Genomic DNA, 891 nt, shown 5'->3' with positions numbered 1-891 from the left:
CGGAGACCTTGACCAGCATGGAATCGAAGAACGGCGATATGGAGACACCTTGATAGATGCTTCCCGCATCCAGCCGAATACCGAAACCACCGGCGCTTCTATACGTGGTTACTATCCCGTAATCCGGTTTAAAGTCGTTGGCAGGGTCTTCCGTGGTAATTCTACATTGTACGGCAACCCCTGCTATCTGCACGGTATCCTGGTCATAGATCTTGATCTGTGTATCGGAAAGTTTAAAGCCACCGGCAATGAACAGTTGTGCCTTGATAAGGTCGATATTGGTAATCATTTCCGTCACGGTATGCTCCACCTGTACCCTTGGGTTCACCTCAATGAAGTATATGTTATCGTCCTCGTCGACCAGGAATTCCACGGTTCCGATATTATTGTAGTCCACCGCTTTGCAGATGGCCAGTGCATAGGCGTACAACTTATCCTTTATCACTTGGGACAAACCGTACGAGGGCGCAAATTCGATTACTTTTTGATAGCGGCGTTGCACGGAACAGTCCCGTTCGTACAAATGTACCATGTTGCCATGGGAGTCCGCAACTATTTGAACTTCGATATGTTTTGGATTTTCCACATATTTCTCCAGGAAAACGGTATTATCTCCGAATGCGGACAAGGACTCTCTTCTGGCTTCGGGAAAACCTTTGCGCAGTTCCCCCTCGGTCCTAATGACCCGCATTCCCCGTCCACCACCTCCGGAGGCGGCTTTCAGCATGACGGGATAGCCGATCTTCTCAGCTTCTCCAAGTGCTGTTTCCATCGTGCTCAGGTCTTGGTCACTACTTTGTATGATCGGAACGTTATTGGCCACGGCCACTTTTTTGGCCATTATCTTGTCTCCCAAAGCTTTGAGGACACTTACTTTTGGACCGATGAAGA

General features: G+C 48.8%; 1 protein-coding gene. It reads right to left on the bottom strand.

Annotation, left to right across the window (positions count from 1 at the left end; genetic code table 11):
* Window positions 1–891 (bottom strand): ATP-binding protein (locus BFP77_RS03860; protein WP_143751837.1); only part of this gene is annotated, 891 nt, incomplete at both ends.

The organism is Maribacter sp. 4U21, from assembly GCF_002742365.1.
GTDB lineage: Bacteria > Bacteroidota > Bacteroidia > Flavobacteriales > Flavobacteriaceae > Maribacter.
The sequence above is the reverse complement of the archived record's forward strand: the minus strand, read 5'-3'. Positions and strand labels throughout refer to the sequence as shown.